At 63.3% G+C, this 23115-nt stretch carries 21 protein-coding genes; 15 read left to right on the forward strand and 6 right to left on the reverse strand.

Annotated features, from left to right (window positions below; all coding sequences use genetic code 11):
* Nucleotides 1-133: 133 nt before the first annotated feature.
* The gene (locus ACFOJ9_RS26565; protein WP_378982900.1) at nt 134-508 is read left to right on the forward strand and encodes a YciI family protein; all 375 of its coding nucleotides are present in this window, start codon (nt 134-136) and stop codon (nt 506-508) included.
* On the opposite strand, the gene ACFOJ9_RS26570 is transcribed toward ACFOJ9_RS26565, so the two are convergent.
* From ACFOJ9_RS26570 to trhO, 3 genes are all read right to left on the reverse strand, one after another.
* A complete protein-coding gene (locus tag ACFOJ9_RS26570; RefSeq protein ID WP_378982903.1) occupies nt 509-1264 on the reverse strand; it encodes an SDR family oxidoreductase in 756 nt (251 codons plus the stop codon). It lies immediately after the preceding gene.
* A gap of 256 nt (nt 1265-1520) precedes the next feature.
* Complete coding sequence (locus tag ACFOJ9_RS26575; RefSeq protein ID WP_378982905.1) at nt 1521-2258, reverse strand: tellurite resistance TerB family protein; 738 nt, start codon at nt 2256-2258, stop codon at nt 1521-1523.
* A 117-nt stretch (nt 2259-2375) separates the two neighbouring features.
* Nucleotides 2376-3296, reverse strand: coding sequence for an oxygen-dependent tRNA uridine(34) hydroxylase TrhO (gene trhO, locus ACFOJ9_RS26580; RefSeq protein WP_378982908.1), 921 nt, complete (start codon nt 3294-3296; stop codon nt 2376-2378).
* A gap of 158 nt (nt 3297-3454) precedes the next feature.
* On the opposite strand from trhO, the gene ACFOJ9_RS26585 reads away from it, so the two are divergent.
* Nucleotides 3455-4093: a 2-dehydro-3-deoxy-phosphogluconate aldolase gene (locus ACFOJ9_RS26585; protein WP_378982910.1), complete on the forward strand. Its 639-nt coding sequence runs from the start codon at nt 3455-3457 to the stop codon at nt 4091-4093.
* 73 nt (nt 4094-4166) lie between these two features.
* Here the strand turns inward: ACFOJ9_RS26585 and ACFOJ9_RS26590 are convergent, their stop codons facing one another.
* From ACFOJ9_RS26590 to ACFOJ9_RS26600, 3 genes are all read right to left on the reverse strand, one after another.
* Nucleotides 4167-4358 carry a hypothetical protein gene (locus ACFOJ9_RS26590; RefSeq protein ID WP_378982913.1) on the reverse strand — a complete coding sequence of 64 codons (192 nt, stop codon included), beginning with the start codon at nt 4356-4358 and terminating at the stop codon, nt 4167-4169.
* A 166-nt stretch (nt 4359-4524) separates the two neighbouring features.
* Nucleotides 4525-6357 carry a DUF882 domain-containing protein gene (locus tag ACFOJ9_RS26595; RefSeq protein ID WP_378982915.1) on the reverse strand — a complete coding sequence of 611 codons (1833 nt, stop codon included), beginning with the start codon at nt 6355-6357 and terminating at the stop codon, nt 4525-4527.
* A 448-nt stretch (nt 6358-6805) separates the two neighbouring features.
* The gene (locus ACFOJ9_RS26600; protein ID WP_378982918.1) at nt 6806-8341 is read right to left on the reverse strand and encodes a sigma-54-dependent transcriptional regulator; all 1536 of its coding nucleotides are present in this window, start codon (nt 8339-8341) and stop codon (nt 6806-6808) included.
* Between the two features lie 175 nt (nt 8342-8516).
* On the opposite strand from ACFOJ9_RS26600, the gene ACFOJ9_RS26605 reads away from it, so the two are divergent.
* The 13 genes from ACFOJ9_RS26605 (at nt 8517) to ACFOJ9_RS26665 (ending at nt 23097) form a co-directional block, all read left to right on the forward strand.
* Entirely contained in the window at nt 8517-10349 is a 1833-nt protein-coding gene (locus tag ACFOJ9_RS26605; protein WP_378982921.1) for a M3 family oligoendopeptidase, read from the forward strand.
* 363 nt (nt 10350-10712) lie between these two features.
* On the forward strand, nt 10713-11495 hold the full coding sequence (locus ACFOJ9_RS26610) for a proton-conducting membrane transporter (protein ID WP_378982923.1): 783 nt from the start codon (nt 10713-10715) through the stop codon (nt 11493-11495).
* A 205-nt stretch (nt 11496-11700) separates the two neighbouring features.
* Nucleotides 11701-12846: an aminodeoxychorismate synthase component I gene (locus ACFOJ9_RS26615; RefSeq protein ID WP_378982925.1), complete on the forward strand. Its 1146-nt coding sequence runs from the start codon at nt 11701-11703 to the stop codon at nt 12844-12846.
* Nucleotides 12795-13457 carry an aminotransferase class IV family protein gene (locus tag ACFOJ9_RS26620; protein ID WP_378982928.1) on the forward strand — a complete coding sequence of 221 codons (663 nt, stop codon included), beginning with the start codon at nt 12795-12797 and terminating at the stop codon, nt 13455-13457. The genes ACFOJ9_RS26615 and ACFOJ9_RS26620 overlap by 52 nt, the downstream gene beginning before the upstream one ends.
* A gap of 14 nt (nt 13458-13471) precedes the next feature.
* Nucleotides 13472-13759, forward strand: coding sequence for a YciI family protein (locus ACFOJ9_RS26625; protein WP_378982931.1), 288 nt, complete (start codon nt 13472-13474; stop codon nt 13757-13759).
* The gene (locus tag ACFOJ9_RS26630; protein ID WP_378982934.1) at nt 13756-14685 is read left to right on the forward strand and encodes a heme-dependent oxidative N-demethylase family protein; all 930 of its coding nucleotides are present in this window, start codon (nt 13756-13758) and stop codon (nt 14683-14685) included. The genes ACFOJ9_RS26625 and ACFOJ9_RS26630 overlap by 4 nt, the downstream gene beginning before the upstream one ends.
* 129 nt (nt 14686-14814) lie before the next feature.
* On the forward strand, nt 14815-16260 hold the full coding sequence (locus tag ACFOJ9_RS26635) for a homospermidine synthase (protein WP_378982936.1): 1446 nt from the start codon (nt 14815-14817) through the stop codon (nt 16258-16260).
* An 85-nt stretch (nt 16261-16345) separates the two neighbouring features.
* Nucleotides 16346-16723 (forward strand): hypothetical protein, encoded by a 378-nt coding sequence (locus ACFOJ9_RS26640; protein WP_378982939.1) that lies wholly within the window; start codon nt 16346-16348, stop codon nt 16721-16723.
* A gap of 191 nt (nt 16724-16914) precedes the next feature.
* Nucleotides 16915-18936, forward strand: a complete 2022-nt coding sequence (locus ACFOJ9_RS26645; protein ID WP_378982942.1) for a 5'-nucleotidase C-terminal domain-containing protein — start codon at nt 16915-16917, stop codon at nt 18934-18936.
* Nucleotides 18937-19073: 137 nt separating this feature from the next.
* Nucleotides 19074-20138 carry a ferrochelatase gene (gene hemH / locus ACFOJ9_RS26650; RefSeq protein WP_378982945.1) on the forward strand — a complete coding sequence of 355 codons (1065 nt, stop codon included), beginning with the start codon at nt 19074-19076 and terminating at the stop codon, nt 20136-20138.
* A gap of 134 nt (nt 20139-20272) precedes the next feature.
* Nucleotides 20273-21484, forward strand: coding sequence for an NAD(P)/FAD-dependent oxidoreductase (locus tag ACFOJ9_RS26655; RefSeq protein ID WP_378982947.1), 1212 nt, complete (start codon nt 20273-20275; stop codon nt 21482-21484).
* Nucleotides 21485-21604: 120 nt separating this feature from the next.
* Nucleotides 21605-22555, forward strand: coding sequence for an SPFH domain-containing protein (locus ACFOJ9_RS26660; protein ID WP_378982949.1), 951 nt, complete (start codon nt 21605-21607; stop codon nt 22553-22555).
* A 77-nt stretch (nt 22556-22632) separates the two neighbouring features.
* Nucleotides 22633-23097, forward strand: a complete 465-nt coding sequence (locus ACFOJ9_RS26665; RefSeq protein ID WP_023810067.1) for an NfeD family protein — start codon at nt 22633-22635, stop codon at nt 23095-23097.
* Nucleotides 23098-23115 lie beyond the last annotated feature (18 nt).

The following is a 23115-nucleotide window of genomic DNA, read 5'->3' on the forward strand; positions in this document are numbered from 1 at the left end:
GCAGGTCGTTCTCCCAAAGCCGGGGCCACCTTGGGCGACATGTATAAGATGCGTCGGGATATTGTCTTGTTCCCTTTCGCCTGACTTTCTACGATCGCCCTGTTTGAATGACGTGTCGAAAGGGTGATATCAGATGTTCTACGCAATCCTCGCCTATCACGTGGAAGACGCAATCAAGGCGCTGACGCCGCAGGAAGATGCGGCACTGATGACCGAACTGCTCAAGATCCATGACGGTCTCTACGCCGACGGCAGCCTCGGACCTTCGGCGCGGCTTGGGGCGACACAATCCGCCTTCACGTTGCGCGGGCCAGGCGAGGGAACCGTCATTGACGGGCCATTCGCCGAGACCAAGGAACAGCTTCTCGGTCTCTATGTCGTCGACTGCGCGACACGCGACGATGCCATCGCCATCGCGCGCGACTTTCGTCGCGTCAATCCGACCGCCGTCTACGAGATCCGTCCCGTCGCGCTCTACCTGCCCGGCGGGCCGTTGGCCGGGAAATAACTACCCACGCCCGACAAACGGCATCTTGGTCGCCATCACCGTCATGAACAGCACGTTGGCGTCGAGCGGCAGGCTGGCCATGTGAACGACGGCGTCGGCAACGCGCTGAACGTCCATCACCGCTTCTGCGGCGATAGAGCCGTTAGCCTGTGGCACGCCGACCGTCATCGGCTGCGCCATGTCGGTCAGCGCATTGCCGATGTCGATCTGGCCGCAGGCGATGTCATAGGGCCGGCCGTCGAGCGCCAGCGTCTTGGTCAGTCCTGTGATGGCATGCTTGGTCGCCGTATAGGGGACCGAGCCCGGACGTGGCGCATAGGCCGACACCGAACCGTTGTTGATGATGCGGCCACCCATCGGCCTCTGCTTGCGCATGGCGCCGAAGGCGGCACGGGCGCACAGGAACGAGCCGGTGAGGTTGACGCCGACGATATCGTTCCACACTTCGACCGGGATCTCGTCGATCGGCGTCGACTTGTAGCCCATGCCGGCATTGTTGAAGAGCAGGTCGACACGGCCGAAGGCCTCCGCCACCGTTTCGAACAGATCGTCGACCTGGTCGGCCTTGGAGATGTCGCAGGCAACCGCCAATGCCTTGGCATCGGTGCGGCCGGCCTCAGCCACCGCTGCATCCAGCACGGATTTGCGGCGTCCGCAGAACACCGTGTTCCAGCCGGCCTTGAGCAGCGCCGTGGCGACGCTCTTGCCGATGCCCGTGCCGGCGCCGGTGACGATGGCGGTTCTTTGCTCGGTCATGGCTGTTGTCCTCCGGCAGCGCTGCGCTTGCTCGACTGATTTTCGGGTTTGGCTCGAGAAAACAAGGCATCGCAAATGACGGCGGCGATGGCAAGCGAGTCCACCTATAGGTCTCGACAAAAAGGGCGGTCATTGGCGACCGCCCTGATCTGAACCGGGCTTGGGAGGAGGAAAAGCCGATCCGACTGTGTAGAATGATGCGCTTGCTGAGTTAACGAAAGGTTAACTCACAAAAGGCGGACTGTGCCGTTTTGGCCTACCAGCGCGGATTGGGTGAGGTCCCAGCCTTGGCCGGCACCTTGGCGGCCGAAACCGTCGCCTCGACATGGTCGACCAGCGCATCCGGCAAGCCAAGCCGACCGGCTAGGAGATCGAGATAGCCGCGCTCGGCACGTGTGTCGGGATCGATGGTCAGGCGCGACGCTGTATAGAGCTCGAGCTTCTGCGCATCGGTCTTGGCGCCGGCCACCAGCGCGTCGAGGTCGAGCGGGCTTGCCAACTCCGCCATCAGGAATTTTTCGGCATCGGAGCCTATGCCGGCCAAGCTCAGCTTGCCGGCAATCCTCTGGCGCTCGTCATCGTCGATATGGCCGTCGGCCTTCGCCGCCGAGATCATCGCCCGTATCAGGGCCAGCGTGAATTCGTCCTCGCCTTGCGGCGCCTGCGACGGGTGGAAGGCGGTGTCCTTGGGCGGCGGCAGCAATTCCGGTTCGCCGGCCGCCGGCGCCTCGGCAGGCGCGTTGCCGGCCTTGTAGTTCTGGTAGGCCTTGTAAGCGAGGCCGCCGATCGCGGCCAGTCCCCCGAGCTTCACCGCAGTGCCGGTGACCTGACGGCCGGCGCCGGTTCCCAGCAGCACGGCAGCGAGCGCGCCGGCGGCCAGCGGATTGTCCTTGGCCATCTGCACGGCCTGACCCGCCTTGTCGCGGACGGTGCCGCTGGTGCCGGGGATTTGCGAACCGAGCAGATCGTCGAGAAGCTTCTTGGGATCGAACATTCAATGCCTCCAGGATTTGCCCGGCCGAACGGGCAGGTTTCGAACGTCGAAGACGTAGGTCCCGAAACTAGACATTGCAATGACAGGCAGCCGCTTTCCAGCGGCCCGGTGCCCGGATCAGGAGCCGATATGCGGATCCCTGCCCCGCGCTTGCGCAAGCTCGACCTGGCGCTGACGCTCGGCATAGCGCTGGCGGTCCTCGTCCGAACGCGCATCGAAGCAATGCGGGCACGAAACACCGGCGGCAAATTTGGGCGACGATCGCTCGCTTTCGGTCAGCGGATGGCGGCAGGCGCGGCAGAGTTCCGCTTCACCCTCGGCCAGGCCGTGCGACACCGAAACCCGCTCGTCGAAGACGAAGCACTCACCTTGCCAGAGGCTCTGTTCGGCCGGAACCTCTTCCAAATATTTGAGGATGCCGCCCTTGAGATGAAAGACATCCTCGAAGCCGAGCGACCTGACATAGGCGGTCGCCTTTTCGCAGCGAATACCGCCGGTGCAGAACATCGCGACCTTGCGGCCTTCGAGCTCCGCCCGGTGCGCTTCCACCCAGGCCGGGAACTCGCGAAAGCTTGCGGTGGCGGGGTCGATCGCGCCCCTGAAAGTGCCGATCGACACCTCGTAGGCGTTGCGTGTGTCGATGACAACAGTATCGGGCTCGGAAATCAGCGCGTTCCAGTCGGCCGGCGCGACATAGGTGCCGGCGCTCTTCGAAGGGTCGATGTCATCGACACCCATGGTGACGATCTCGCGCTTCAGCCGCACCTTCATGCGATGGAACGGCATTTCCGCAGCCACGCTGTATTTGACCTCGAGGCCGGCGAGCCCTTCAATGGATTCGAGATGCTCGATCAGTTCGGCAATCGCCGTTTCGCCACCGGCAACGGTGCCGTTGATGCCTTCATGCGCCAGAAGCAGCGTGCCCTTGATGCCGCGCCCACAACAGAACGCAGCGAGCGGCACGCGCAGCTCTTCGAAGGCGTCGAGCCGGGCGAACCGATAGAGCGCGGCGACGCGAAGGGGTGGAAGTGATGTCATTGCCGAAGCCACTAAACGCTCACGCAAGCCGATTCAAGGTAGAGCCGGAACCCCGGCAAGCATTGACCGCGCGTGACATCGCGACAAGTTTCGTTTCATGGACAGAAAAACGCCTGTCTGCTAATCGGTTGAAATTGTCCTAGAGTACGGAGAGACAGATGCCCAGCAAGACCGAAAAACTCCTGTCGCTCCTCAACGGCCAGCCGGTCATCCCGGTGCTGAAGATATCCGATGTCGCTGACGCCGTGCCGCTGGCACGCGCACTGGCACGCGGCGGCCTGCCGGCAATCGAGATCACGCTGAGGACCGCCGACGCACTGGAAGCGATCCGGCGGGTGGCTGGTGAAGTCGAGGAAGCCATCGTCGGCGCCGGTACCATTCTCGATATCAGGCAGTTCGAAGAGGCAGCCAGCGCAGGCTCTCGGTTCATCGTCAGCCCCGGCGTCACCCGCGAGCTTCTGGCGGCAGCTGCCGACAGCGATGTTCCGCTGCTGCCCGGTGCCATCACGCCCGGCGAGATCATGGCGGCGCGGGAAGCCGGCTTGCGCTTTCTCAAATTCTTCCCGGCCGAGCAGTCGGGCGGCATCGCCTCGCTCAAGGCTTTCGCCTCACCGCTCGCCGATGTGAAATTCTGCCCGACCGGCGGCATCACCGGCAAGAACGCGGCCGACTATCTCAGCCTGCCCAACGTCGTCTGCGTCGGCGGCTCCTGGGTGGCGCCCGACGATTTGGTCAAGGCCGGCAAATGGGACGAGATCGAAGCCTTGGCGCGTGCGGCGAGCAAGCTCGCGAAATAAGGCATTCGTCGCGGCATGAAAAAACCCGGCCGACTTGCGTCGACCGGGTTTGCCAAATCGGCTCCGAACCGGATCAGTTGCAGACCCGGACTTTTTCAACCACCCTGTGATGGTGCTTCCAGGTCGTGACCACCTTGGTCCGGCAGTGCTTCTTGATATGCATATGGTCGTTGGTCTTGACGACAACGGTCGCGGCCTTTGTAGGGGCGATGGCTGCCGAAGCGGTTGCCAATGCGATGACCGATGCCAATAGAATCTTCTTCATGGATATCCCCGGGGTTTGAACGCACCCATACTAACCTGGGAATAGGCAGGCTGTTCCGGCTTCACGAGAAGTTCAGCCGCGTGTGATCTCCCGGATCGGGATCGGTCTGATGAACGTCAAAAGCCGCGCAGGTTGCCCGGCGCGGCTTTGTCGATTGATTGGTCCGTCACTTGGTCTGGAAGCGGGCCACCGACAGGAACTTGACGGCGTTTCCGGTGAAGCGATTGGCATCGGCCACCTGGCTGCTCGGCTGGAAGCCGGCCGTGTAGACCTCGCTCGGCGGGGTGTGCACGATGCTGTAGGCGTAGCCCGGCGCCGTCGTCGCGCTCGAAACGGTGGCGACATGCTCGCCGCTGGTCAGCGCCCAGCGGGCGGCCTGCGGGGCGGCGGCAACCACCATGGCCTTGGGGCCTGGCTTCAGGTCGCGGGCGGTGGCTCTCGATTCCTTGCGGGTCGTCTTGACGCCGGCGCCGATCGCGGCGGCCGGATCGGAACCGGCCGGGCGAGCAACGACAGCCTCGCGCGGCGATGCGGCGTCGGTGCCCGACGGATCGTTGAAGGCCGAACGCGGCTCGGACTGGGACAAGGAAGCAACCTGGTAGTACGCGTCGGCCGCGCCGACCTGGGCATTGGCCTCGTCGAGCACGGCCTTGACCGCGTCAGGCCTGGCCATCTCGGGCCGCGCCGTCGGCAGCACCGAGAACGCATCGGTCGCGGTCTTGCCGTGATCGGCCGTCTCGGCCAGCGCCATCAGCACATCCTTGCTGGGTGGCGGAGCCAGAGCGGCCGGCAGCGAAGTGTCGGGGCGCCATGTCGGCAACGGTATGTTGTTGACCGCGACCTGGGCCGGATCGGCCGAAGCCGTTGCATCGGCCATGCCGAAAGGAACGGTCGCCGGCGCATGTGCGGTCGCCACGGCCTGCTCGGTGGTGGTTGTCGCATCCGCCATGGCAAAAGGCACGTTCTCAGGCGGCTGGGCGCCGACATCGGCCTTGGGCCGCGGTGCGAAATCAGGCAGCGGAATGCTGCGTGCCGGCAACGCCGCGATGATCGTCTCCGGCGTGTCCTTTTCCGGCTCCGGAGCCTGCTCCTCTGCCACCTGCGGAATCTCGGCGCGCTGCGCATTCTCCGGCGCCACGATGGCGATGCCCGGGAGGTTGCTGGTCTTGGCTGCCGCGGCCGGCTTTAGATTTCTGGCCTTGGGTGGAGGTGCAGCCGAAGCGGTCTGGACATCGGCGGTGTCGTCGGCCTCGTCGTCGCCGCCGCCAAAGAAAGCCGACAGGAACCCACCCGACTTCTTGCCGCTGCCACCTGCGCTGGCCAGCTCGATGGCCGGCGAGCCTGAACCCTTGCGCGCCTTGTAGGAGGCAAGCGCCTGCTCAAAGCCGGGCAGCGGCCGGCCGTCGCTCGGCACATGCAGCGTCTTGCCATTGGGAAACAGGCTGACCAGTTCCTGGCGGCTGATGCCGGGCCAATGGCGCACATTGCCGACATCCATATGGACGAACGGCGAACCGGAGGACGGATAGTAGCCGACGCCGCCGCCCTGCATCTTGAGACCGATGTTGCGCAGCTTCTTCAGCGGCACGCCGGGGATGTAGAAATCCATCGCCTTGCCGAGCATATGCTGGCTCTTCTCGGCAACGCCCCTGCTGCGGCCGCGCAGCATCGAGTTGGTCGACGGCGAACGATAGCCGCAGATGACCTGGATGTAGTCCGTGGCGCCAGCTTCCCGATACGCTTCCCAGACCAGATCCAGCAGGCGAGGATCCATCTTGGTCGGCTCGTTGCGACGCCAGTCGCGCAAAATGATGTTGATCTTCCGCAGCCCCTCGGGAATGTAGCGGCCGTTGCGCTTGTAGACGATCTCGGCCTTCTCGTGGGTATGGAGGTGATAGAGCTTCAGCGAACGTGTTTCGGCGCTGGCGCCACTGGCAGCCGCAGCAACAAAACCAAACGCGACAATCAACGCCGCCAGCCATTTCGGCCAGACGCTCAAATGATGGTGCCGCCCGTTTGTGTGTCGTTCGATTCTGTTCAAATCAAAAGGCCCTGCAGGCTGCCGTTTGTCCCCGGATTTGTCCAAACGGATGTATCGTTATCACATCCGAATATCGATCCTAATGGTTAATCATCGCTTATTGAAGCCGAAATGCGGTAACACCGTGGCGATATCCCGTCAAAAATTGTTCACAGGATTTCTTGGTAAACCGCTGGTTTAGATCATGTTTCCCGCTTTCGCCCGAACACGATCTGTTACCGTTAGCCTTAATGCGTGAACAGAGCTGTCCATAGGCCCGCCACAATACCGTCGAAAGCCCGATACAGGGCCAATTGTGGCAGCGCAAGCTGGCGCCGGCCTTGTGTACGAAACCTGATCCCGGACCGAAAGTTATCGCAGCAGAGAGCGGGAACGCGGTTTTCGGACCCAATCCAACGGATCAGCTCTAGGAGGCGAGTCGGTCGACGCGGCCTGTCTCCGGGTCGATGCCGTATTCCTTGAGCTTGCGGTAGAGCGTCGAGCGGCCGATGCCGAGTCGGCGGGCGACTTCGCTCATCTGGCCGTTGTAGTGATCGATGGCAAGCTTGATCATTTCGAGTTCGACGTCGGCCAGCGCACGCACATTGCCGCGTTCGTCGAGCGCACGCAACGTGCCGAAGCGAGGCTGCAGCCTGGCCGGCGGATCGGACTCGGTCGCCAGGATATCTTCGCCGGGCAAGGCTTCTTCATCGCGCCCGTCCCGAGGCAGGGACAGCAACGGCGCATCGCCGTCCGTGTCGAGGTTGACGGTGCCTTCCACCTGCGCCCGGATCTGCGGGAAGTCCTCCGTGGTCAGCACATCGCCTTCGCAAAGCACCGAGGCCCGGAAGACGGCATTCTCGAGCTGCCGGATGTTTCCGGGCCAGTCGTAGGCCTGCAGCACGGCGAGCGCTGCCGCCGAGATGCCTTGCAGACGATGACGCGGGTCGGCCGGTGCCACCTTGTCCATGAAATGCGTGACCAGATAGGGGATGTCGTCGCGGCGGTCGCGCAGCGGCGGCACGAAGATCGGATAGACGTTCAGCCGGTAGAACAGATCCTCGCGGAACTTGCCGTCCTTGACCTGCTGCAGGAGGTTGCGGTGCGTAGCCGAAATCAGCCTGATGTCGACCCTGACGGTCGAGCGTCCGCCGACCGGATCGACCTCACCGTCCTGCACGGCGCGCAACAGCTTGACCTGCACGTCGAGCGGCAGGTCGCCGATCTCGTCGAGAAACAGGGTGCCCGAATGCGCTTCGACGAACTTGCCGGTGTGCTTGTCGGTGGCGCCGGTGAACGAACCCTTCTCGTGACCAAACAGGATCGATTCGACCAGATTGTCGGGAATGGCACCGCAATTGACGGTGACGAAGGGTTTCGAGCGGCGGTCGCCACTGCCCTGGATGGCGCGCGCCACCAGTTCCTTGCCGACGCCGGACTCGCCCTCGATCAGGATCGGGATGTTGGATGCCGCCGCTTTCTGGCCAAGGCGGATCACCCTGTCCATGGCCGGACTGTGCGTGACCATGTCCTTGAAGGTCAGAAGGCCGCTACGCCGGCGCGACGTCCGCTTGACCTCGCCCTCGACGGCCTCGACCTTGAGCGCATTGCCGATCGACGCCTGCAGCCTGTCGGGAGACGCCGGCTTGACGACGAAATCGAAGGCGCCGTGACGCATCGCCGAAACCACGGTCTCGATGCCGCCCTGCGCGGTCTGCACGATTGTGGGGACATTGATATCGCGCTCGCGCATCGCCTTCAACACGCCGATGCCGTCGAGACCGGGCATGACCAGATCGAGGATCACCACCGAAACCTCGCGGGCGCCGGGCCCGTCGAGCATATCGAGAGCGGCCGCGCCGCCGTCGACAACGATGGCGCTGTAACCGAACCGCGTCACCGCCGCTTCGAGCAGCCGGCGCTGCACGGGATCGTCATCGACTATGAGTATGGAACCTGTCATGACTTGTACGACTGCCCGCCCGAGGAATTCTGCCCTGTGGACCATCTTGGCACAGGGTTCTAAATAAGGTTTCAAAAAACCCGGTGAACGAATTCCTTAGGATTTGACCGGCTTCACGTTTCCCCTTGAACCTTGGCCACGGAAGGTGTCGGCAATGCACATGGTTACTGGGCACATGGTTTCTGCTCGGCAGCTTGCGGCGCCAGCGTCCGGTCAGGGCGCGGCCGAGCTTGGCGACCTGCCGGAATGGAACCTTGCCGACCTCTATGCCGGCATGGATGCGCCGGAACTGAAGCGCGACATCGCCAAGGCCGCCACTGATGCGATCAGCTTCGAGAGTCGCTGGAAAGGCACGCTGGCAGCCGAGGCCGAGCACGGCAGCGCCGGCAGGCTGGGCGAGGCGCTTGTCGCCTACGAGGCGCTTAGCGAGTTGATGAGCAGAATCGATTCTTTCGCTAGCTTGATCTATGCGAGCAACACCGCCGACTCGAAGAAAGCGAAGTTCTACGGCGACATCCAGGAGAAGATGACCGACGCCAGCGCGCATCTCCTGTTCTTCGCACTCGAACTCAACGCGATCGACGATGCCGCCATCGAAGGCGCGCTCGCCGGCGATCCCGCGTTCGGCCACTACCGGCCGTGGGTGCTCGATCTGCGCAAGGACAAGCCCTACCAGCTCGAGGACCGTGTCGAGCAGCTCTTCCACGAAAAATCGATCACCGGGCGCGGCGCCTGGAACCGCCTGTTCGACGAGACGATGACCGACCTTCGCTTCGACATCGACGGCGAGGAACTGACGCTGGAGCCGGCGCTGAACCGCTTGCAGGACGCCGATGGCGAGGTGCGCCGCCGGGCGTCCGAGGCGCTGGCCACGACCTTCCGCAAAAATTTGCGCACCTTCACGCTGATCACCAACACGCTGGCCAAGGACAAGGAAATATCCGACCGCTGGCGCGGCTTCGAGGACATCGCCGATTCACGCCATCTCGCCAACCGCGTCGAGCGCAGCGTGGTGGATGCCCTGGCGTCGGCCGTTCGCGATGCCTATCCGCGGCTGTCGCACCGCTACTACGCGATGAAGGCGCGCTGGCTGGGCATGGAGGTGATGAACCACTGGGACCGCAACGCGCCGTTGCCGGATACGCCGCAGGCGATCATCGGCTGGGACGAGGCAAGGAACACCGTGCTGTCCGCCTATCAGCGCTTTTCGCCCGACATGGCGGAGATCGCGCGAACCTTCTTTGACCGCAACTGGATCGACGCGCCGGTGCGGCCGGGCAAGTCGCCCGGCGCCTTCGCGCATCCGACCGTGCCGTCGGCGCACCCTTACGTCCTGCTCAACTACATGGGCAAGCCGCGCGATGTGATGACGCTGGCGCATGAGCTTGGCCATGGCGTGCATCAGGTGCTGGCCAGCGGCCAGGGCGCGCTGATGGCCTCGACGCCGCTGACGCTGGCCGAGACGGCGTCGGTCTTCGGCGAGATGCTGACCTTCCGCTCGCTGCTCGACCAGACCACCGACAGGCGCGAGCGCAAGGCCATGCTCGCCCAGAAGGTCGAGGACATGATCAACACGGTCGTGCGCCAGATCGCCTTCTACGAATTCGAGCGCAAGGTGCATGCCGAGCGCAAGAACGGCGAACTGACCTCCGACAGGCTCGGCCAGTTCTGGCTCGAAGTGCAGGCCGAAAGTCTGGGTCCTGCGATCAAGCTGCGCGAAGGCTACGAGGTGTTCTGGACCTACATTCCGCACTTCATCCATTCGCCCTTCTACGTCTACGCCTATGCTTTCGGCGACTGCCTGGTGAACTCGCTCTACGCGGTCTACCAGAACGCCGAGCGCGGCTTCCAGGACAAGTATTTCGAGATGCTGCGCGCCGGCGGCACCAAGCATCATTCCGAGCTTCTGGCGCCCTTCGGCCTCGACGCCACCGACCCCGCCTTCTGGCAGATCGGGCTTGGCGTCATCAGCGGCCTGATCGACGAGCTGGAAGCGCTCGACGCTTGAAACGTGTCTCGTAGGCGTCCCCGAACAGTTTAGCCGGAATGCATATTGGGATGGCTCTATTATTGACCTAAATATCTGTTCTTGAAGTACTCTCCACCGAAGTTTTCCGATAGCTTTCCACAAGCTCTATGATAGCCTTCGCCCCAAGCTCAGCCGGAGCGCATGCGGATCGGCGAGGAAAAATCTCGGCCGGCCGTGGCGCTCAGGCGAACGCGACGACGGCCGTCGGCCATGGGCAAGCAAAGCCGATCGCCGACAGCTCGAACCGAAGCCGGCTGTTCTGCGAACCGCGGAACCACCATCGAGTAGTCCTTCGCCGAAGGTCATGACCCACGGCAGACGGATTTGACTGGAGAGAGACAAATGGGCACTTTTTTCTACGTGGTCCTGGCGTTCCTGGTAGGCGTGTTGGTGGGCTGGTTCCTCTGGGGCCGTCTGCGCGGTGAGCTGGACAGCTTGCGTGGCGACGTCGACCGCACACGCAGCGAACGCGACAGGCTGCGCGCCGACAGCGACCGTCTGACCAGTGAGCTCGATGCATGCGGCAAGACCCGCGCCGACCTCGAGCGCCGGCTGCGCGATGCGCAGGCAACGCCCGCCGCCAGCGCCACGACAAAGACTGCTCCCTCGGCCCTGATGTCGACACCCGCGACAGCCAAATCCGCGCCCGCAAAGCCGGCATCGACCAAACCGGCCGCTGCGAAGGCCGCCCCTGCAAAGGCAGCGGCTGCGAAATCGGCGGCGCCAAAGCCGGCAGCACCGAAACCCGCCGCTGCCAAGCCTGCGGCGAGCAAGCCCGCGGCCGCGACCTCGGCGGCCAGGAGTTCAACCGCGCCAAAGGCAGCACCAGCCAAGAAAGCTGCACCGGCACCGGCCAAGCCGGCATCCGGCAAACCCGACAATCTGCGCCGGCTGATCGGCATTGGGCCGGTCAACGAGAAGCTGCTCAAGGCGCAAGGTGTCACCAGCTTCGCCCAGATCGCCGGCTGGACAGCCGCCGATATCAAGCGGATCGAGGACGTGATGAATTTCGACGGCCGCATCGCGCGCGAACGCTGGATCGAGCAGGCCAAGCTGCTCGCCGCCGGCAACGAGAAGGAATTCGCCAAGCAGTTTCCAACGGCGGGAACCGCCAGCAACACCTGATCGCCAGGCGATAGCTGAAGATTGCAAACGGCGGCGCCAATATGGTGCCGCCGTTTGCTTTTGGCCCCTGGGTTGGCCCGGAGTCGACCCAAAGGTCGGACCAAACGTCGGCTTTGAGTGGCAGCGTGCCGTTCCCTCGATTGCGCGCGAGCGGCCCCCCATATAGAGCGGACGACGGCTTCATTGACCGCAGCACCCGAGTCCCATGTCCCTGCCCGCCGCAATTTTCCGCAACGACGAAAGCGCGCGCCAGCTCGTTTTCGACCGGCCGGCCGATGTCATCGTGGCGCATGAGGCAAAGGATTTCCTGTCGGCGCTGGAAGCGGCTCAAGCCGCGCATGATGCAGGCAAATGGCTGGCCGGCTATTTCTCCTATGAAGCGGGCTATCTGCTCGAACCGAAGCTCGTTCCCTTGCTGCCCGACGGGCGCCGCGCTCCGCTTGTGTGTCTTGGGGTTTTCGATGCGCCGGTCGAAGAGGCGGTGCCGCCCCGCAACACAGCGGTGACCAATGGCCCGATCTTCGATGCCCGCGCGACCTGGTCGCCCGAGGACTACGAGAAGCGGTTCTCACGGCTGCACCAGCACATCAGGCAGGGCGATTGCTACCAGGGCAATTTGACCTTTCCCATCCATGCGCAATGGACTGATAACCCGCTGACCGCCTTCGACGCGCTGACCGAACGCCAGCCGGTGAAATACGGCGCGCTGGTCGCGCTCGGCGAGCCCATCGTGCTGTCGCGCTCGCCCGAACTGTTCTTCGAGATCGACACCGAGGGCATGATCGAGACGCACCCGATGAAGGGTACGGCACCGCGCGGCGACACCAAAGCCGAGGACGAGCGGCAGAAGATCTTCCTGCGCAACGACGAGAAGAACCAGGCCGAAAACCGCATGATCGTCGATCTCCTGCGCAACGATATCTCGCTGATCAGCGAGGTCGGCACGCTCGACGTACCGGCGCTGTTCCGCATCGAGACCTATCCGACGGTCCACCAGATGGTGAGCGACGTCAGGGCAAAACTGCTGCCGGGGCTTTCGATCCGCCAGATCTTCGCGGCGCTGTTTCCTTGCGGCTCGATCACCGGCGCGCCAAAGATCCGCGCCATGGAAATCCTGCGCGATCTGGAAGGCACGCCCCGCGACGCCTATTGCGGTGCCATCGGCTGGATCGCGCCCGGCGGCACGATGCGCTTTTCCGTGGCGATCCGCACTATCTCGCTCTTTTCCGGCGGCGAGGCCGTCTACAATGTCGGAGGCGGCGTCGTCTTCGATTCGACGGCGCAGGAGGAGTATCAGGAGTGTCTCTTGAAAGCGCGCTTCGCGACGGGAACGCCGCCGATTTCCAGCTGATCGAGACCATGCGCTGGGAACCCGGCTCGGGCTTCCTGCGCTTCGATCGCCATCTCGCGCGCCTCTATGGCTCGGCGGCGGAGCTCGGCTTCCGCTATGATGCGCAGAGGATCGGCGACGTGCTGGGCAATGCGGTCAGCGGCTCCAATATTGCGCTGCGGACGCGCCTCGCGCTTTCCCGCGACGGCGAGGCGACCGCCTCGGCGCAGCCCTATGAGCCGCTCGCCGCCGACAAAATCTGGATGCTGCGGCTGGCGCGGACAAGGCTCGATTCGAGCAACACGCTGCTGCGCCACAAGACCAGCCGGCGACAGGTCTACACGCATGCCCGCGCCGAATATCTCATCACCCAGGCCGACGAGGTGATCCTCGCCAATCAGCGCGGCGAAATCTGTGAGGGCACGATCACCAATGTCTTCGCCGATCTTGGCGACGGCATGCTGGCGACGCCCCGGCTCGATTGCGGCCTGCTGCCTGGCGTATTGCGCGCCGAGCTTCTGGATGAAGGCCGCGCCCGTGAAGCGATCTACAGCTTGGACGATTTGAAATCCGCCAGGGCGCTGTTCGTCGGCAATTCGCTGCGCGGACTGATCCCAGCCAAACTTGCCTGAGAGAAGCCAAGACAATGTTCGTCGTTTCATTGAACTACAAAGTGCCGCTGACCGAAATCGACCGGCTCCAGGCAGCGCATGTCGAGTGGCTGAAGGCCTGCTATGCGGACGGCATCTTCGTCGCCTCCGGGCCGAAGAAACCGCGAACCGGCGGCATCATCATCGCGCGATGCCCGCGCGACGTGCTCGACGCCAGGCTGGCCGCCGACCCTTTCGCTAAGGCGGGTGCGGCCGACTATGATGTCACCGAATTCCTGGCGAGAATGACCGCCGCCGGACTCGATACGTTTAGGGAAGCATGAGCTTGGCCGAACTGCCCACCCATACGCCCTATGACGGCTCGTCAAAACTCTTCACCATCGGGCTGAAACCACTCGACCCGGCAGACTGGATCGAGGTCGACGATCATCTGCTGCCGTATCTCGCCGAGAAGCACCGGCTCTATGCCGAAATCCCCGAGCGCGTTTTCGTCGAGGAGGACGGCACGCGGGACGCCCAGCATGAAGTGCTCGACTTGCTCGGTACGCATCTGCTGGAGAGATTTCCCGACATTTATCGGCACACCGGTTCGAGCATTGAGGTCGTGGGCGCGGCGAACCGTCTGCCAGCTTCCCTCGCTGATGCGCCGCTGGCCAAGGCCTCACAGCTCATCCAGGAAGACCTGATCCTGATGCGCCGCGGCGACAGCGGCTGGCGGCTGGTCGCCGGGTCGCTTTGCTTTCCCTCTTCCTGGTCGCTGCTGGAAAAGTTCGGCAAGCCGCTGCAGGACATCCACGCGCCGGTGCCGGGTTTCGGCCCGGGCACCCGCCCGGCGGAACTCATCAACCGCATGTTCGACGGCCTCCAGGGCCAGGCCGTGGAGCGCTACAACTGGTCGATCCAGTCAGATAACGCGCTCTACCATCCGCTCTCCGACCTGCAGCGCATCGACCGCGCCACCAACCGGCCGTCGCGCTTTCCCGATGGCAACATCGACGCCCATGCCTTCATCCGGGTCGAGCGGCAAACCCTGCGGAAACTGCCTGTTACACACGATATCCTGTTCACCATCCGCATTTATCTCGACCCTCTCGCCGTGCTGGCACGGCACCCGGATCGGGCGAGGCTCGCGGTATCTTTCGCCGCCCAGCTCGAAGCGCTCGATCTCGCCCAGCTCGACTACAAGGGCCTGACCGCGGACCGCGACCGGCTGATGACAGTCCTTAACCACATGGCCAATGACGGCTAGCTGCTGGTTGGCGCTTTTCGCTGGTTTGTGACAATGATCTGTGATGTAGCGCATGGCCGCCGGGCAAAAAATGCCCGGTTTTGCGCGTGTTTTCCCAGTTTCCTGGGTTTTGAGGGAGTGTCCGAAAAAATGGCGAATGAAAACTGGCCCGTTTACGGTGAGATCAGCGGCCCTGTCGTGATGATCGGCTTCGGCTCGATCGGCCGGGGAACGCTGCCGCTGATCGAACGCCATTTCAAGTTCGACAAGTCGCGCATGACGGTCATCGACCCGCGCGATACCGACCGCAAGCTGCTCGACGAGCGCGGCATCACCTTCGTCCAGGAAGCCGTGACCGAGAAGAACTACAAGAAGCTGTTGACGCCGCTCCTGACCAATGGCGGTGGCCAGGGCTTTTGCGTCAACCTGTCGGTCGATACCGGCTCGGTGGATCTGATGCGGCTCTGCCGCAAGCTCGGCGTGCTCTACATCGACACCGTCGTCGAGCCGTGGCTCGGCTTCTATTTCGACGCCAAGGCCGACAACGCCAGCCGCACCAACTATGCGCTGCGCGAGTCGCTGCTCAAGGAAAAGCACGATAAGCCCGGCGGCGCCACGGCGGTCTCCACCTGCGGCGCCAATCCCGGCATGGTCTCCTGGTTCGTCAAGCAGGCGCTGGTCAACCTCGCCACCGATCTTGGCCTCGAATTTTCAGAGCCTGCGCAGGACGACCGCGAAGGCTGGGCCAAGCTGATGAAGAAGGCCGGCGTCAAGGGCATCCATATCGCGGAGCGCGACACCCAGCGCGCCAAGAAGCCGAAGCCGATGGACGTGTTCTGGAACACCTGGTCGGTCGAAGGCTTCATCTCCGAGGGTCTGCAGCCTGCCGAGCTTGGCTGGGGCACGCATGAGACGTGGATGCCGAAGAACGCCAAGAAGCACAAGCACGGTTCGAAGGCCGCCATCTATCTGGAGCAGCCCGGCGCCAATACGCGCGTGCGCTCATGGTGCCCGACGCCGGGCGCGCAATACGGTCTCCTGGTGACGCACAACGAGGCGATCTCAATCGCCGATTTCTTCACCGTGCGCTCGAAGAAGGGCAAGGTGCACTACCGCCCGACCTGCCACTATGCCTACCACCCCTGCAACGACGCGGTGCTGTCGCTGGACGAGATGTTCGGCGCCGCCGGCAAGCCTCAGCCGGTGCACCACGTGCTCGACGAGAACGAGCTGGTCGACGGCGTCGACGAACTCGGCGTCCTGCTCTACGGCCATGACAAGAACGCCTACTGGTACGGCTCGCAGCTGTCGCTCGCCGAGGCGCGCAAGCTGGCGCCCTACCAGAACGCCACCGGCATGCAGGTCACCTCGGCGGTGCTCTCAGGCATGGTCTGGGCGCTGGAGAATCCCGAGGCCGGCATCCTCGAGGCCGACGAGATGGATTACAGGCGCTGCCTGGAAGTGCAGACCCCGTATCTCGGACCGGTCAAGGGCTACTACACCGACTGGACGCCGCTCGATAACCGCCCCGGCCTGTTCCCGGAAGACCTCGACCGGAACGACCCGTGGCAATTCCGCAACATCCTCGTCCGATAGCGGCCTGCCCGGGATACTCCATTGCCTTGCAATCGCCCGGAAATCGAGCGATTGAAGGGATGCGGACTGAGGAGAGGATTTTCATATGAACATTGCGCGCAAAGTTCTTTCGATGAGCGTAGCAGCGGCAGCCTTGGCCGGGCTCGCCGCCTGTGCCACCAGCGGCCCCGATGAACCGCCTATGGCAGCGGCGCCGAAAGGCGTCGAGGGCTCCTGGATCGACGCCAAGGGCACCGGCCTGTCGACCTTCGCCGGCGGCACCTTCACGACCGTCGCCACCGACACCGGCCAGAAGCTTGCCGATGGCAGCTACACGATGACCGGCGCCACGTCGGTGCAGATCAACGGCACTTCGCTGATCCGCCAGACCGCGGTCAGCTTCAACTGTCTGATGGTGTCGACAAGCCAGCTCAACTGCACCAGCTCCAGCGGCCAGAATTTCGTGCTGACACGGCGCGTCTGAAACCCAGCGAACATTCGCTTCCCCGAGGACGGCGGCCGGTTGGCCGCCGTCCTTTTTTATGCCGGCAAAGGTTCCGGGATTTCCGCTTGCGTCATCCGGAACGCGATGGGAACATGGCCAAAGCGCCCACTGTTATGTTCCAGTCAAGCAAGAGCGTTAAAGGCCTCTGATCAGCTTTCCGGGAGACGAAGATGAAGAAGATCGCCGCCATTGCAGCCCTGTCCGCCTCGACCCTCGGCCTGTCGGCCGGCGCATCCTTTGCCGACTACACGCTGAACATCCTGCACATCAACGACTGGCACAGCCGCATCGAAGGCAACAACAAATATGAATCGACCTGCTCGGCCGAGGAGGAGACCAAGGGCGAGTGCATCGGCGGCGCGGGCCGGCTGATCACCGCGATCGCCCAGGAGCGCAAGAAGCTGGAAGGCCAGAATGTGCTGCTGCTCAGCGCCGGCGACAATTTCCAGGGATCGCTGTTCTACACGACCTACAAGGGCAAGGTCGAAGGCGAGTTCCTCAACGAGATGAAGTTCGATGCCATGGCGCTCGGCAACCATGAATTCGACGATGGCGAAGTGGCCTTGGCGCCGTTCCTCGACATGATCAAGTTCCCGGTGCTGGGTGCCAATGTGAAGGCCAACGCGCAATCCAAGCTCGGCGACCGCGTCAAGCCGTCTGTTGTCGTCGAGGTCGGCGGCCAGAAGATCGGCATCATCGGCGCCATCACCAACGACACGCCGGACCTCGCCTCCCCCGGCCCCAACGTCACCATCGAGGACGACGTCAAGTCGATCACCGCCGAGGTCGAGAAGCTGAAGGGCGAGGGCGTCAACAAGATCGTCGCCGTGACCCATATCGGCTACAAGCGCGAGCGCGATGTCATTGCCAAGATCCCGGGCGTCGATGTCGTCGTCGGCGGCCACAGCCATTCGCTGCTGTCCAACACCGACCCCAAGGCGGAAGGCCCCTACCCGACGATGGTCGACAACCCGGACGGCTACAAGGTGCCGGTCGTGCAGGCGGCGTCCTATTCGAAATATCTCGGCGAGTTCAAGGTGGTGTTCGACGACAATGGCGTCGTCAAATCGGCCAGCGGAGACCCGATCTTTCTCGACAAGTCGATTACGCCCGACCCGGCCGTGCTTGCCCGCATCAAGGAGCTTGGCGCGCCGATCGAGGCGTTGAAGAACAAGGAAGTGGCCGAAACCACCGACGTGATCGACGGCAGCCGCGAGAGCTGCCGCACCCGCGAATGCGCGATGGGCAACCTCGTCTCCGACGCCATCCTCGACCGCGTCAAGGGACAGGGCGTCGAGATCGTCATCTCCAATGGCGGCGGCCTGCGCGCCTCGATCGACAAGGGCACCGTGACCATGGGCGAGGTGCTGACCGTGCTGCCGTTCCAGAACACGCTGGCAACCTTCCAGATTTCCGGCAAGGACCTGGTGGCTGGCCTCGAGGGCGGCCTCAGCCAAGTCGAGGACGGCGCCGGGCGCTTCCCGCAGGTCGCCGGCCTGAAATATTCCTTCGACAAATCCGTCGCGCCCAATGCCGGCCGCGTCAAGTCGGTGGAGGTCATGGAAGGCGGTGCTTGGACGCCGCTCAACCCGGACAAGGACTATCTGGTCGCCACCAACAATTATGTCCGCCAGGGCGGCGACGGCTACAAAATCTTCGCCGACAAGGCCAAGAATGCCTACGACTACGGTCCCGGCCTCGAACAGGTGGTTGCCGACTATCTCGGCGCCCACCGGCCCTACACGCCGAAACTCGACGGCCGCATCACCGAAATCGCAGCGACCGTCGCGGCAGCGCCTGCCGTGGAACCGGCCAAACCAGCTGAGGCAGTACCAGCCGAGCCGGCAAAACCGGCCGAGGCTGAACCGGCCATGCCTGCCTTGCCGGCAGGCTCCGGCGATATCGCGACGACGCCGCCGACCGTCCCAGCGGAAACCGCTCCGGCCACGCCGGCGCCAGCCGAGCCAGCAAAACCAGCTGAGGCCGCGCCTGCCCCCGCCGAGCCGGCAAAACCGGCGGAGGCCGCCCCGGCCGAGGCCAGCCATGTCATCGTTGCCGGCGATACCTATTGGGATCTGGCCAAGAAGGCATATGGCGACGGCACCAAATGGACGGTGATCTCCGAGGCCAACAAGGGCTACGAGCCACGCCGGCTTCCCGTCGGCGCGACCTTGACCATCCCGCCGAAATAATCTCGCATCGCCTCTTTCAACGGTACCGCCCGCCCGGGAAACTGGGCGGGCGTCCTGTTTTCGAGCTAAGGTGCGGCCAGACGCTGCATTGAATGCGCGCGCAAGATGGTTAGGTTCGCGTCTCCTGGAGAACCTTTATGACGCTTTCCACCCCTGTCGATCCCAAGGCCGCGAAGGCGCTCGGCCCCTTGCCCGCCGGACATCCGCCGGTCAAAACGGGCAAGATCGGCGTCATGCTGGTCAATCTGGGCACGCCTGATGGCACCGACTTCAAGCCGATGTGGCGGTATCTCCGGGAATTCCTGTCCGACCCGCGTGTCATCGAACTCAACCGGGCGATCTGGTATCCGATCCTCTATGGGCTGGTGCTGACCACGCGACCGAAGAAGTCGGGCGCCAACTACGCCAGGATCTGGAACCGGGAGAAGAACGAGTCGCCTTTGCGCACCTACACCCGCGCGCAAGGCGAAAACCTGGCCGAAGCACTGCGCGACCTGCCCGATGTCATCGTCGACTGGGCGATGCGCTATGGCAACCCTTCAACCGCCAGCGTTGCCCAGCGCCTGGTCGACCAGGGCTGCGACCGCATCCTTTCGTTCCCGCTCTATCCGCAATATTCGGCGACGACCACGGCAACCGCCAACGACCAGCTGTTTCGCGCGCTGATGAAAATGCGCCGCGCACCGGCCATCCGCAGCGTGCCGCCTTACTATGACGAGCCTGTCTACATCGAAGCGCTGGCGCGTTCGATCGAGCAGAATCTCGCGACGCTGGATTTCGAACCGGAGGTGGTCATCACCTCCTATCACGGCATTCCACAGCCCTATTTCGAGAAGGGCGACCCCTATCATTGCCACTGCCAGAAGACGACGCGGCTGTTGCGTGAACGGCTCGGTTGGGATGACAAGAAACTGATCATCACCTTCCAGTCGCGCTTCGGCGCGCAGGAATGGCTGCAACCCTATACCGACAAGACAGTCGAGAAACTCGCGCAGGACGGCGTGAAGTCGATCGCCATCGTCAATCCCGGCTTTTCGGTCGACTGCATCGAGACGCTGGACGAGATCGGCCGCGAGGCGGCCGAGACCTTCCATCATGCCGGCGGCAAGAATTTCGCCCATATCCCTTGCCTCAACGACAGTTCCGAGGGCATGGCAGTGATCGAGGCGATGGTGCGGCGCGAACTGTCCGGCTGGGTCTAGGAGAAATTCCAGGAAAAGTGTGGAAACGGTTTTCCGTCCGGAATTTCGTCAACCAGAGAGTTAGAGCGGCTCGCCGCTCTAACACCGGAACAACACAAGCTCCGGGGCGTTGAGCAGCGCCTCCGGAGAATTTGATGCCCCGCAAACTCGACCTCAGAACTGGCCGGCCCGTCTGGTTCGCCTATCGCGCGCCTGCGGTGCCGACGGACGGTCTGACCCAGGACGTCAAGACGGATGTGCTGATCGTCGGCATGGGAATCAGCGGCGCCATGATGGCCGAGACGCTGACGGCGGATGGCTATCAGGTGATCTGCATTGACCGGCGCGGCCCGCTGAAAGGCTCGACGTCCGCAACCACCGCCCTGGTGGCATTCGAAATCGACCAGCCGCTTTCCACGCTCTCGAAGATGATCGGCAGAACCTCGGCCGAGCAGGCCTGGCGACGTTCGCGGCTCGCCGTTTCCAACCTTGCTGCCCGTATCGCCGAACTCGGCATCAATTGTGGCCTGAGCCGCACCCCGTCGCTCTATCTTGCGGGTACCCTGCTTGGCCCATCGGAACTGCATGATGAAGCACAGGCGCGGCGGCAAGCGGGCATCGCCGCGACCTATCTCACCTCAGCACCGCTGGCGGAGACATTCGGCATCGACCGCAACAGTGCCATCCTCAGCCACGGCAACATCGCACTCGACCCACGCAAGCTGACGGCCGGGCTGCTGCTCAAGGCCCTGGAGCGCAAGGCACGCTTCTACACCCCGATCGAAGCCACAGTGATCGAGGACAGTGCCGACGAAGTGGTCGTCGCGACCAAGGATGGCCCGACCATAACCGCGCGACATGTCATTCTGGCCACCGGCTATGAGTTGGTCGACATCGTGCCGGCCGCGGCCCACCAGATCATCTCGACATGGGCGATCGCGACACGCCCGCAATCGCGAAAGATCTGGCCGCAGGCGGCGTTCATCTGGGAGGCGTCGGACCCCTACCTCTATGTCAGGGCGACCACCGACGGCAGGGTCGTCTGCGGCGGCGAGGATGAGGACTTTGTCGATGAGACGCAGCGCGACGCGCTGATCGCCGACAAGAGCGCACGCATCGCCGAGAAGCTCGGCCTGATATTTCCGCATCTCGACACCAGGCCCGCATTCGCCTGGACCGGCTCGTTCGGCACCACGACCACCGGCCTGCCCTATATCGGCGCCATTCCCCGCCACCCTCGCATCCATGCGGTGATGGGCTACGGCGGCAACGGCATCACCTTCTCGCAGATCGCTTCCGAGATTGTCTCGGCTTCGATCAATGGGCTGGACGATACGGATGCAAAGTTGTTTGCCTTCAACCGCTGATCGCAACCCGCAAACAATCCATCATCACCTGATTGTAACGCATCTGAAATACACTTAAGTCTTTGGTGAAGTCGGCTGCGCGAGAACGGCTTGTGCCGCCTGCGTCTGAGGGAGAGCCAAATGGATTTCAGTGGTTTCGATATTGCGGTTGGTGCACTTGCCCTTCTGGTATTGGTGCTTCTGATCAAAGGCATCAGAACAATCCCGCAAGGCTACAATTATACGGTGGAGCGCTTTGGCCGTTACACCAAGACACTGAGCCCAGGCCTCAATTTCATTTTCCCGTTCGTCGACCGCATCGGCGCCAAGATGAACATGATGGAGCAGGTGCTCGACGTTCCGAGCCAAGAAATCATCACCCGCGACAACGCCATTGTCGGTGTCGATGGCATCGCCTTTTTCCAGATCCTCAACGCGGCGCAGGCCGCCTACCAGGTTTCCGGCCTGCAGAACGCCATTCTCAATCTGACGATGACCAACATCCGTACCGTCATGGGTTCGATGGACCTCGACGAACTGTTGTCGAACCGCGATGCCATCAACGAGCGCCTGCTGCGCGTCGTCGATGAAGCCGCGCATCCGTGGGGCATCAAGATCACCCGCGTCGAGATCAAGGACATCAACCCGCCGGCCAACCTTATCGAATCGATGGGCCGGCAGATGACGGCAGAGCGCAACAAGCGCGCGCAGATCCTCGCCGCCGAAGGCCTCAAGCAGTCGCAGATCCTCGAGGCCGAGGGCCGCAAGGAAGCCGCCTTCCGCGACGCCGAGGCGCGCGAACGTTCGGCCGAGGCGGAAGCCCGCGCCACCCAGGTGGTGTCGGAAGCAATCTCCAAGGGCGACGTGCAGGCACTGAATTACTTCGTGGCGCTGAAATACACCGAAGCGCTTGGCAGGATCGGCACCGCCACCAACAGCAAGATCGTGCTGATGCCTTTCGAAGCATCGTCGCTGATCGGCTCGCTCGGCGGCATTGGCGAGATCGCCAAGGAAGTCTTCCGCAGCGAGGGCACGGCCGGCGCTGCACGGCAAGCCGCCCGCCCGCCGGTCGTTCGCCCGACCGACAACTGAGGTCGTAAGAGCATGACCCCGAAAAGTGGAAACCGGTTTTCGGAAAAGGTCATGCTCAAACAAGAAGAAACACTCCCATGATCGACCGCATCGTTTCCGAACTCGGACCGTGGAACTGGATGGTTCTCGGCTTCGTCCTGCTGGTGATGGAAATCATCGCGCCGGGTATCTTCATGCTGTGGATCGGCATCGCCGCTCTGATCATCGGCGCGGTGTCGCTGCTGATCTGGGACGCCGGCTTCTGGACCTGGCAGGTCCAGGTCCTCGCCTTCCTGGCGCTGTCACTGGTCTCGGCCTATGTCGGCAAGAAACTGGTCGGCAGCCGCAACGACCCGACCGACCAGCCGCTGCTCAACCGGCGCGGCGCGCAAATGGTCGGCCGCATGGCAACACTTGCCGAACCGATCCGGGACGGACGTGGCCGCATCAAGCTGGGCGACACTCTCTGGCGTGTCTCCGGCCCGGACCTGCCGGCCGGCACGCAAGTGCGCGTGACGGGTGCGGCCGACACGGATCTGGAACTGACAGTCGAGGCGGTCTGAATTCTTGAAACCCGCCGC

The sequence above is a fragment of the Mesorhizobium cantuariense genome (assembly GCF_042647205.1).
Taxonomy (GTDB): Bacteria; Pseudomonadota; Alphaproteobacteria; order Rhizobiales; family Rhizobiaceae; genus Mesorhizobium; species Mesorhizobium cantuariense.